Origin of the sequence: Streptomyces sp., from assembly GCF_036566765.1 — a bacterium.
Classification (GTDB): Bacteria; Actinomycetota; Actinomycetes; order Streptomycetales; family Streptomycetaceae; genus Streptomyces.
In genome coordinates this window covers 1-10,121 of record NZ_DATCVQ010000088.1, presented here as the reverse complement: position 1 = coordinate 10,121, position 10,121 = coordinate 1, and the positions used below count along the sequence as shown (strand labels likewise).

Annotated in this window: 9 protein-coding genes, 2 pseudogenes and 1 riboswitch; of the genes and pseudogenes, 5 read left to right on the top strand and 6 right to left on the bottom strand. The window is 73.0% G+C overall.

The features are described from left to right. The 3 genes and pseudogenes from VIU94_RS04885 to VIU94_RS04875 all read right to left on the bottom strand — a co-directional run. Positions 1-182: pseudogene (locus tag VIU94_RS04885) on the bottom strand (cobalamin biosynthesis protein); the annotation flags it as partial. A gap of 32 nt (positions 183-214) precedes the next feature. Next, positions 215-334, bottom strand: a riboswitch (cobalamin riboswitch). Between the two features lie 135 nt (positions 335-469). Continuing rightward, positions 470-691 (bottom strand): hypothetical protein, encoded by a 222-nt coding sequence (locus VIU94_RS04880; RefSeq protein ID WP_327377098.1) that lies wholly within the window; start codon positions 689-691, stop codon positions 470-472. Between the two features lie 12 nt (positions 692-703). After that, positions 704-1,969: an inorganic phosphate transporter gene (locus VIU94_RS04875; RefSeq protein ID WP_331907895.1), complete on the bottom strand. Its 1,266-nt coding sequence runs from the start codon at positions 1,967-1,969 to the stop codon at positions 704-706. Positions 1,970-2,295: 326 nt separating this feature from the next. On the opposite strand from VIU94_RS04875, the gene VIU94_RS04870 reads away from it, so the two are divergent. Together VIU94_RS04870 and VIU94_RS04865 are read left to right on the top strand one after the other, a co-directional pair. Continuing rightward, positions 2,296-3,420, top strand: coding sequence for an alpha/beta hydrolase (locus tag VIU94_RS04870; protein ID WP_331907893.1), 1,125 nt, complete (start codon positions 2,296-2,298; stop codon positions 3,418-3,420). Positions 3,421-3,486: 66 nt separating this feature from the next. Continuing rightward, a complete protein-coding gene (locus VIU94_RS04865; protein WP_414720887.1) occupies positions 3,487-4,872 on the top strand; it encodes a hypothetical protein in 1,386 nt (461 codons plus the stop codon). Positions 4,873-4,884: 12 nt separating this feature from the next. Here VIU94_RS04865 and VIU94_RS04860 read toward each other — a convergent pair whose 3' ends face one another. Both VIU94_RS04860 and ypfJ read right to left on the bottom strand, forming a co-directional pair. Further along, the gene (locus VIU94_RS04860) at positions 4,885-5,283 is read right to left on the bottom strand and encodes a VOC family protein (protein WP_331907889.1); all 399 of its coding nucleotides are present in this window, start codon (positions 5,281-5,283) and stop codon (positions 4,885-4,887) included. A gap of 85 nt (positions 5,284-5,368) precedes the next feature. Continuing rightward, positions 5,369-6,259, bottom strand: coding sequence for a KPN_02809 family neutral zinc metallopeptidase (gene ypfJ, locus VIU94_RS04855; protein WP_331907887.1), 891 nt, complete (start codon positions 6,257-6,259; stop codon positions 5,369-5,371). Positions 6,260-6,479: 220 nt separating this feature from the next. On the opposite strand from ypfJ, the gene abc-f reads away from it, so the two are divergent. The 3 genes from abc-f to VIU94_RS04840 all read left to right on the top strand — a co-directional run bounded on the left by abc-f (position 6,480) and on the right by VIU94_RS04840 (position 9,605). Next, complete coding sequence (gene abc-f, locus VIU94_RS04850; RefSeq protein WP_331907885.1) at positions 6,480-8,078, top strand: ribosomal protection-like ABC-F family protein; 1,599 nt, start codon at positions 6,480-6,482, stop codon at positions 8,076-8,078. Positions 8,079-8,433: 355 nt separating this feature from the next. Then, positions 8,434-8,655, top strand: a complete 222-nt coding sequence (locus VIU94_RS04845; protein WP_006123601.1) for a helix-turn-helix domain-containing protein — start codon at positions 8,434-8,436, stop codon at positions 8,653-8,655. 143 nt (positions 8,656-8,798) lie between these two features. Continuing rightward, positions 8,799-9,605, top strand: a complete 807-nt coding sequence (locus VIU94_RS04840) for an enoyl-CoA hydratase/isomerase family protein (RefSeq protein ID WP_331907883.1) — start codon at positions 8,799-8,801, stop codon at positions 9,603-9,605. 71 nt (positions 9,606-9,676) lie between these two features. On the opposite strand, the pseudogene VIU94_RS04835 reads toward VIU94_RS04840, so the two are convergent. Next, positions 9,677-10,121: pseudogene (locus VIU94_RS04835) on the bottom strand (hypothetical protein); the annotation flags it as partial.

Below are 10,121 nucleotides of genomic sequence, written 5' to 3'. Positions count from 1 at the left end.
GCGGTGTGCAGCGCGCCCCAGCCGCGGTGGTCGCGCCGGAGCACGCGCTCGACCGCCCCCGCGGCCCGGCCGAAGGCGGCGACGGGATGGCCCCGGCGGGGGTCGCCCAGGGCGAGGTCGGCCACCAGACCGGCGGTGGCGCCGTACGCGAAGACAGCTGTGGCGGAACTGCGGCCAGGCATGGCGCATTGTCCTCACTCAGGGTCCGCGCCCTGGCTCGACGTGACCGGCGGCGAGAGTTCCTGGCTCCCGGGGTCGTACCCGGTCACAGTGGCGGGACCGCGCCGGATTCGCACCGGGCTTCCTCTTCGTTGCCGCCGTAATGGCCCCGTGAGTCCACCACGCCCCCCGAACGGCCGTCAACTCACTCTTGACCTGCGAGGGATCACTGTGCGAAGCACCACAAACACGACGGCCGGGCGGGTCGCACCCGAAGGTGCGGCCCGCCCGGCCGGGGGAGCTGGTGTCGTCAGGCGACGATCAGATAGATGCCGTACGCGACGGCCGCCGCGCACAGCGCGAAGCAGGCGTACGCGCCGGTCCGCGCGAGAGCGGCGGAGCCGCCCTGCGCGGCGGCCTGCTCCTGCTTGGAGAGGCCGACGATGCCGAGGGTGAACAGGCCCACGAGGGCGACGGTCGCCACGAGGCTGACTCCGAAGACGGAGCCGAGAGCTGCCCAGTCGATCTTCATGTGGTTCGTTCCTTACAGCGCGGCGGCGGGGGCCGGGGGAGCGGCCGGGTCCGTGGAGGCCGGCGTCGGGATGGTGGTCTTCAGGTCCTCGTCCGCGACGGCGGCGACGGAGCCGGCCGGCGGCGGGGTGACGGCCGCGATGGCGGTGGTCACGACGCCCGCGGGCTCGTCGTCCTCGGAGACCTCGTTGACGTTGGTGTGGTCGACGACCTGGCGGCGGGAGACCAGCCAGATCCCGACACAGGAGGCGACCAGGAAGGCCGCGACGGCGTAGACGCCCCAGTCGCCCTGGCGCGCGACGTACTCGGCGCCGGCCGCGACCAGGCCCGCGGCCGGAAGGGTCAGGCCCCAGGCGACGAACATCCGGGTGGCGGTCGACCAGCGGACGACACCGCCCTTGCGGCCGAGGCCGGCGCCCATGACGGCACCGGAGACGGAGTGCGTGGTCGAGAGGGAGAAGCCGAGGGTGGAGGAGGCCAGGATGACGGTGGCCGCACTGGTCTGGGCGGCGAAGCCCTGCTGCGGCTGGAGGTCCGTGAGGCCCTTGCCCATCGTGCGGATGATGCGCCAGCCGCCAAGGTAGGTGCCGAGCGCGATCGCCGTGCCGGCGGAGACGATGACCCAGACGGGCGGGTTGGAGCCCGGGGCAAGGACGCCGCCGGCGACCAGGGCCAGGGTGATGATGCCCATCGTCTTCTGAGCGTCGTTGGTGCCGTGGGCGAGGGAGACGAGACCGGCGGAGGCGATCTGGCCGGCCCGGTAGCCCTTCTCGGTCGTCTTGTCGTCCGCGTTCTTGCCGATGCGGTACGTCAGGCGGGCGGCGAACATTGCGGCGATGCCGGCCACCAGCGGGGCGGCGACGGCCGGGATGAGCACCTTGGTGACGACGACGTCGCCGTTGACGCCACTGAGGCCGATCGAGGCGACGGTCGCGCCGACGAGGCCGCCCATCAGGGCGTGGGAGGAGCTGGACGGCAGACCGACCAGCCAGGTCACCAGATTCCAGAGAATCGCGCCGACCAGTGCGGCGAGGATGACTTCGGGCTGGATGCCCTCCTCGTTCACGAGTCCCTTGGAGATCGTCTTGGCGACCTCGACGGACAGGAACGCGCCGACCAGATTCAGCACGGCGGACATGGCCACCGCCGTCTTGGGCTTGAGGGCACCGGTCGAGATGGTCGTCGCCATCGCGTTGGCGGTGTCGTGGAAACCGTTCGTGAAATCGAACACGAGAGCTGTCACGACCACAATGGCGAGCAGCAGCGTGAGGTGTTCCATTTACCCAGGCAATCGTTTGACGTCAGTGGCTGGACGAACGTAGGCAACCTGAGTGAACGGAAGATGAACTGGGTCGGGCGATGGGGTGTCTCGAACCGGGATCCGGGGATTCCGCTTGAGTGTTGGGCGCTGCCGGGTCGCTCGAACGAGCGGGCGTGACCGGCGGTAATGCCCGCAGTTACGGGGGAGTAGGCGGCATGTGCCGGTTCGGCCCCTCTCGCCCGGCGGTCCGCAGGGGCCCGTCCGACGCGATCGGAAGAGATTCTGGTCACTCCGGCGCCCCGCGTCCGCTGGCAGCCCGCCCCACCCGTGCCGACACTGGAACGGTGCGCCCGGCTACAGCGACGGCAGCGGCCGTCACCACCCTGATCGGCGTCGGCGCGGCCCTGTACGCGGCCGGCCGGTACGCCAGTGACGCGGCCCTCAACGCGCCGCCCGGCCGGGCCCTGCCCGGCGACCCCCGACTCACCGTGCACGCCACCGGACCCGGCCGGATCACCCTGACCCGCAGCCTCGCCGCGCTGCGCCCGGGCACGTACGGCATCGAGGGCCCCGACGTGCACGCCGTCGTCGGCCCCGTGCTCGACCACGTCCCGCACACCGCCGACACCGTCGTACGCCGCCTCGAACGCGTCGAACAGGGCGCCCTGCAGACCGGCGCCCGGGTCCGGTTCACCCCGCAGCTGCACACCGGCACCCCGCTCAGCGCCCTCGGCGTCGACTACCAGGACGTCGACATCCCCGGCGAGCTCGGCTCCCTGCCCGCCTGGCACGTGCCCGGGCCCCGCCGCACCTGGGTGATCACCCTGCACGGCCTCGGCACCACCCGGCAGCACCCCCTCAACCTGCTGCCCTTCCTGCACCGGCGCCAGATCCCCGTCCTCATGCCCGCCTACCGCGGCGACCCCGGCGCCCCCAGCTCCCCGGACGGCCTCGGCCACCTCGGCGACTCCGAGTGGCGCGACGTCGACGCGGCCATCCGGCACGCGGTCCGGCACGGCGCGGAGAAGGTCGTCCTGTACGGCTGGTCCACCGGCGCCACCATGGCCCTGCACGCAGCCGTCGGCTCCGGGCTGCGCGAGCGGGTCGCGGGGCTCGTGCTCGACTCCCCGGTACTCGACCAGGAGGCCACCCTGCGCGCCCTCGCCGCCGCCCGCCACACCCCCGGCCCGCTGCTGCCGCTCGCCGTCCGCGCCGCGCGCAGCAGGAGCGGACTCGGCGAGTCGCCCCTGGAGACCGCCGACCCGCAGGCCCTGCGCGTCCCGACGCTGCTCTTCCACGGCCCCGACGACACGATCGCGCCCTGGGAGGCGTCCCGGGAACTCGCCGCACTCCGCCCGGACCTGGTGAACCTGCGGGCCGTCCCGCACGCCCCGCACGCGGCCATGTGGAACGCCGACCCGACCCCCTACGAAGAGGCCCTGCGCCGCTTCCTCGTCCCCCTCCTCTAGCAGGGCTCCAGCAGGGTCGGGGCATTCCGATTGGGCTTTCGGGCCGTCAGCGGGAAGACTGCCCCCGTGACGTCTCGAAAGCCTGATGAGCAATTGGCGCGCAACTCCAGACTCCGACTCGTCCGTCCGCGGGCCCTCGCCACGGCCCGACGGGCCGTGACGACCCGGCGGACCCGGCCGGCGCCGCGGCCGCCCGAGGGCACACCGCCCCGCCACGAACTGGCCCGCCAGGCGAGGACGGTCCTCGACGACGCCGTCCGGATCGCCCGCTGGGCCTCCGTCGCACGAGCCCCCGAAGCCCTCCCCGCCCAGGAACGGGCCGCCGCCGAACTCGACCTGACGCCCGACCAGATCCGGGCCGGCTGGGACCGCGCACGGCTCGCCGGGCTCGTCGAGCTGCACGGCGACACCGCCCGCCCCGGCTGGCGGCTGCACGCCTGGGACCGCGACGACTCCGCCGTCCTGCGCGGCTGGGTCGCCCTCTTCGACGCCTGGTCCCTGGTTCACCCCGTCCCGGAGGACGTCGCCCCCGGCGACGTCGCCGAGGTCGTCGAGGCCGTGCCCCAGGTGCTCTCCCTCCTCCAGCTGTCCGCCGGGCCCGTGCTCGTCCCGGCCCTGCTCGACCTGCTCCAGCAGCGCGTCGAGGAACTGCGCGAGGAGCGCTGCGAGGTGCCCGCCGCCGACACTGCCGCGGACGCCGGCCCGACCGTCTCCGGCGCGCCCACGGCGGAGGCGCTCGCGCCGCTGCTCGGCTGGGCCCTGGAGGGCCTCGGCGCCGTCGGCGCGCTCACCCTCGGCCAGAACCAGGCCACCCTCACCCCGCTCGGCAACTGGGCGGTCTGGGTCAAGCTGGAGCAGATCTGCGTCGCCGCGCAGAGCCCGGCCGGCAACATCGAGCAGTCCGCCGAGGACATGCTGCGCGGCTGCGCCCGGCTCACCCCCGGCCCGGCCCGCGCCGAGTACCGCGCCTGGCTCGCCGCCCGCACCCTCGGCAGCGCCATCGGCGAACTGCTCGCCGTCGCCCGCGGCGAGGACGCGCTGCTGCGCGGCCTCGCCTTCGAGGCGCTCCGCGTCGTCGGCGCGCCCGCCGAGGCGGAGGTGCGGGCCGTCGCCGAGGAGCCCTCGCTGCGCCCGTACGCGCTGCTCTGGCTCGCCGAGTACGAGGGCGCCGACCCTGACGACGCTCCGGACGTGCTCACCCGGGAGGAGGCCACCTGGCTCTGGGTGGACACCGCCGCGGCCGTCGCCGACCACGGGGAGAGCACCCTGCTGGTCCGCCACCTCGACTCCGCCGTGCAGGGCACCGTCCCCGCCCTGCTCGACGAGGTCCGGGCCGTCGGCCACCCGCGCACCGTGCAGGTCCTCGTCGCGCTCGCCGCGGCGCACCCCGACCCGGCCCTCGCCAAGGCGGTCCGGCGGGCCGCCTTCCAGGTCCACACCGGCGGAGCCTGAGTCCGGCAGGTTCTACGAGGCGCCGGGGGCGTACGTCCCGAAGCTCCAGACGTTGCCCTCGGCGTCGCGGGCCATGTAGTCCCGCGAGCCGTACTCCTGGTCGGTCGGCGGCATCACGATCTCCACGCCGTGGGCGACGGCTCTCGCGTGGTGGTCGTCGACGTCGGTCACGTGGATGTAGACGCCGACCGGGCCGGCGGAGGCCATCAGCTTGTCGAACTCGCTGCCGGTGCCCGAGCTGCCGAGCATCACCATGCCGTTGCCGTAGACGAGCTCGGCGTGCAGCACACGGCCGTCCTCCCCCTCGTACACGGCGTGCTCGGTGAAGCCGAACGCCTCCGTGAGCAGCTTGATCGCGGCCTTGGCGTCCTCGTAGCGCAGGGTCGGACAGATGTCGGGTGCCTCGGACATTCCGATCACTTCCTCTCCATGTGACCTGGATCTCAGTCTGGCAGCCGTCACTGACGACGGGGTGAACAACGGGGTGAACTCCGGCTCAGCGGAAGGTGTTGCACCGCGCCATGTCACCGGTCCGGTAGCCGGTGTCGAACCACTGCTGCCGCTGCGCCGCCGAGCCGTGCGTCCAGTTCTCCGGCGTCACCCGGCCCTGGAACCGCTCCTGGATCCGGTCGTCGCCCACCGCGGCCGCCGCGTCCAGGCCGTCCTGGATGTCGGCGGCCGTCAGCCGGGTCAGCAGCGGCCGCCCGGTCCGCTCGTCCGGCGTGGTCGTCGCGTGCCGCGCCCACACGCCCGCGTAGCAGTCCGCCTGCAGCTCCACCCGCACCGCGCTCGAGTTCGCGCCCGTCCGCCCGTCCTGCGCCCGGCTCAGCGTCCCCATCATGTTCTGCACGTGGTGCCCGTACTCGTGCGCCACCACATACGCCTGCGCGAACGGGCCGCCGCCGGCGCCGAACTTCGTCCGCAGCTCCTGGAAGAAGCCCAGGTCCAGATAGACCTGCCGGTCGCCCGGGCAGTAGAACGGCCCGACCGCGGAGCTCGCCGTCCCGCACGCCGTCCCCACCCGGTCCGTGAACATCACCGTGCGCGCGTCGCCGTACCGGCCGCCCCGCCGCGCGTACTCGGCGCGCCAGTAGTCCTGCACGCTGTTGACCACCGCGACGATCCGGCAGTCCTCCCGGGCGTTCGCGTCCGCGCCGGTCCGGCAGGACCGGTCCACCTGGGCGGCGTACGAGGAGGTCGCCACCGGGTCGTCGGTCCCGGACGACAGCCCCAGCTGCTCGGGACCCACCCCGAAGAGCAGTCCGAGGATCAGGGCGATGAGGCCGACGACGCCGCCGCCGACGGTGGCCCTGCCGCCGGGGATCCGGCTGCCCCGGGCGTCGCGTACCTCCGAGGTGTCCAGGTCGGCGTCGTCGTCGAACTGCATGGGCCACCACCCTCCGCGTCGCTGCCGCGGCAGGGGCCGCCGCCCTGCGCCGAGTATCGATCAGCCCGGACCGTCCCGCCCCTTGTGGCGATCTTGCGAAGGAAAACCAGTTGCATGCGCCCGTTAGACTGGCCTCATGGCCATTCTCCCCGCGCATTAGACGGCGTCGAAGCCCGCAGCGCCCGTCCTTCCGCCGTCCCACCCGCCCTGGAGTCTGTCCGTGATCACCGCTTCCGGTATCGAGCTGCGCGCCGGCGCACGCGTCCTCATCGAATCCGCGTCCTTCCGCATCGCCAAGGGCGACCGCATCGGCCTGGTCGGCCGCAACGGCGCCGGCAAGACCACCCTCACCAAGTGCCTGGCCGGCGAGGGCCAGCCCGCCGGCGGCGCCATCACCCGCTCCGGCGAGGTCGGCTACCTCCCGCAGGACCCGCGCACCGGCGACCTCGATGTGCTGGCCCGCGACCGGATCCTCTCCGCCCGCGGCCTCGACGTGCTGATCCGCAAGATGCGGCAGAACGAGGAGCGCATCGCCACCGGCGCGGGCGCCACCCGCGAGAAGGCGCTCAAGCAGTACGAGCGCCAGGAGACCGAGTTCCTCACCAAGGGCGGGTACGCCGCCGAGGCCGAGGCCTCCACCATCGCCGCCGCGCTCGGCCTGCCCGACCGGGTGCTGGGCCAGCCGCTGCACACCCTCTCCGGCGGTCAGCGCCGCAGGATCGAGCTGGCCCGGATCCTTTTCTCGGACGCCGACACCCTGCTCCTCGACGAGCCGACCAACCACCTCGACGCCGACTCGATCGTCTGGCTGCGCGACTACCTGAAGACCTACCGCGGCGGCTTCATCGTGATCTCCCACGACGTCGACCTGGTCGAGACGGTCGTCAACAAGGTCTTCTACCTGGACGCCAACCGCTCGGTGATCGACGTCTACAACATGGGCTGGAAGCTCTACCAGCAGCAGCGCGAGGCGGACGAGAAGCGCCGCCGGCGCGAGCGCCAGAACGCCGAGAAGAAGGCCGCCGCGCTCAACTCGCAGGCCGACAAGATGCGCGCCAAGGCCACCAAGACCGTCGCCGCGCAGAACATGGCCAAGCGCGCCGAGCGACTGCTCTCCGGCCTGGACGCGGTCCGGGTCTCCGACAAGGTCGCCAAGCTGCGCTTCCCGGAGCCGGCGCCCTGCGGCAAGACCCCGCTGACCGCGGAGGGGCTGTCCAAGTCGTACGGCTCCCTCGAGATCTTCACCGATGTGAACCTCGCGATCGACAAGGGCTCGCGCGTGGTGATCCTCGGCCTGAACGGTGCGGGCAAGACGACCCTGCTGCGGCTGCTCGGCGGCGTCGAGCGGCCGGACACCGGCGAGGTCACCCCGGGCCACGGCCTCAAGCTCGGCTACTACGCCCAGGAGCACGAGACCCTCGACCCGGACCGCACGGTCCTGGAGAACATGCGCTCGGCCGCGCCCGACCTCGACCTCGTCGAGGTGCGCAAGACGCTCGGCTCGTTCCTCTTCTCCGGCGACGACGTCGACAAGCCGGCCGGCGTGCTGTCCGGCGGCGAGAAGACCCGGCTCGCGCTCGCGACCCTGGTCGTGTCCTCGGCGAACGTGCTGCTCCTCGACGAGCCGACGAACAACCTCGACCCGGCCAGCCGTGAGGAGATCCTCGGCGCGCTGCGCACCTACAAGGGCGCGGTCGTGCTCGTCACCCACGACGAGGGCGCGGTCGAGGCGCTGAGCCCGGAGCGGATCATCCTGCTCCCGGACGGCGTCGAGGACCTGTGGGGCGCGGACTACGCGGACCTGGTGGCCCTCGCCTGAGGCCCCGCCGAGGCCCGTGGAGCCCTCGCCTGATCATCTTCGTAGGGATCATTCGGCTCATGGGTGATCCATCATCTGAGTGAGAACGTCTGGTACCGGGGCGCGACGCCGTGCGGAATCCTTCCGTCTGGCGGCGCGCCCCGCTTCCGTCGGCCGCACGCCCCTGACCTGGCACTTCCCTCGCGAGCCGGCTCGGGAAGGGCCGCGGGCCCCATCGGAATCTGAGATTCCGGTCGTGACGACCCCTTGCCTGGACGCGAAGCTCGCGTCACGGACCTTGTCGAATGGGTGGCCAGGACGTCCGCGAGGGGTGATCATGAGAAGTCCAGAGCGCACTTCCCATGAGGAGGCACGGGTGGCCGAGACTCTGAAGAAGGGCAGCCGGGTGACCGGCGCCGCGCGCGACAAGCTCGCGGCAGACCTGAAGAAGAAGTACGACTCCGGTGCGAGCATCCGGGCGCTGGCCGAAGAGACCGGCCGCTCCTACGGATTCGTCCATCGGATGCTCAGTGAGTCCGGAGTGACGCTGCGCGGACGCGGCGGAGCGACACGAGGGAAGAAGGCCGCCTCGGCCTGACGCCGGGGCGCGGCTCGTCCGGTCCACCGGTTCCGACGGTGGCCACCTGGTCGACCGAGGGGTCGACCAGGTGGTTACTGTGCAGTAGCTTAGCTTGGGCATCATTTCGCCGAGCTGTGCTGCACCCGAACCGGAGGCGCCTCATGACTTCGTCCGACTCTGTCGACTCTGTGCTCGTCATCGACAAGGACGGCGTACGACTCACCGTCGAGGACGCCGTTGCCACGGTGACCCTGACCAACCCCATGAAGCGCAACGCCCAGTCTCCCGCTCTGTGGCGGGCGTTGACGGAGGCGGGTCGGTCACTGCCGGGCAGCGTGCGGGTCGTCGTGCTGCGCGGCGAGGGTAAGTCCTTCTCCGCCGGCCTCGACCGGCAGGCGTTCACGCCGGAGGGCTTCGACGGCGAGCCGTCGTTCCTCGACCTGGCGCGCGGCGGCGACGAGGAGCTGGACGCGGTCATCGCCGAGTACCAGGAGGCGTTCACCTGGTGGCGCCGCAGCGACATCGTGTCGATCGCGGCCGTCCAGGGGCACGCCATCGGCGCCGGCTTCCAGCTCGCCCTTGCCTGCGACCTGCGGGTCGTCGCCGAGGACGTGCAGTTCGCCATGCGCGAGACCAGCCTGGGCCTGGTACCGGACCTCACCGGCACGCACCCCCTCGTCTCGCTGGTCGGCTACGCCCGCGCGCTGGAGATCTGCGCGACGGGCCGCTTCGTCCACGCGGACGAGGCCGAGCGGATCGGCCTCGCCAACATCGCCGTGCCCGCGGCCGAACTCGACGCCGCGGTACGGGACTTGAGCGCCGCGCTGCTCGCTGCGCCGCGCGACGCGGTCATCGAGACCAAGGCCCTGCTCCAGGGCGTCTCCGGCCGCTCCTACGAGGACCAGCGCGTCGCCGAGCGCGCCGCCCAGGCCCGCCGCCTCCGCGACCTCGCGGGGCTCGGCGACTGACACCGAGCGACGAGCCGGAGCGACGAGCCCCGGGCGCGACACGGTCGCGCCCGGGGCTCGCCCATGGCGGCTCAGCCGATCGCCGTCACCACGATCGTGACGTCCCCGGCCGTCGCCTCTCCCGGTCCCGCCCCGGCCAGCGCCGCTCTCACCGCGCGGGCGACGTCCAACGGCCGGTGCGGGCGGGCCGTCGCCAACTCGATGCGCGCCCCGTGGACCGAGGTCACGGCGCTGACGCCCTCGACGGACGCCGCGGCGGCGGCCAGCGGGTCGTCCGGGACGGACGCACCCGAACGGGGTCGCCCGGGTGGCGCAGTCGGCGCCGGGGAATCCGGCGGCTCGTCCAGCAGGGACGTCACGCGCAGGTCGACCTCCGCGATCCGCAGGCCCAGGCGCTGCTCCGACGCGGCGAACAGCGCCGTGCGCACCTCCTCGGCCAGCTCCGGCAGCGGCCGCTGCGCCGCCGCGGCGAACTCCGCCCTGATCCGCAGCCGGCCCGGCGGCAGCCCGCCTGGC

Bases quoted from the DNA above. Each gene is read 5' to 3' on its own strand.
- VIU94_RS04880 (WP_327377098.1), bottom strand. From the start codon at position 691: ATGAAGATCGACTGGGCAGCTCTCGGCTCCGTCTTCGGAGTCAGCCTC.
- VIU94_RS04875 (WP_331907895.1), bottom strand. From the start codon at position 1,969: ATGGAACACCTCACGCTGCTGCTCGCCATTGTGGTCGTGACAGCTCTC.
- VIU94_RS04860 (WP_331907889.1), bottom strand. From the start codon at position 5,283: ATGTCCGAGGCACCCGACATCTGTCCGACCCTGCGCTACGAGGACGCC.
- ypfJ (WP_331907887.1), bottom strand. From the start codon at position 6,259: ATGCAGTTCGACGACGACGCCGACCTGGACACCTCGGAGGTACGCGAC.
- VIU94_RS04840 (WP_331907883.1), top strand. From the start codon at position 8,799: ATGACTTCGTCCGACTCTGTCGACTCTGTGCTCGTCATCGACAAGGAC.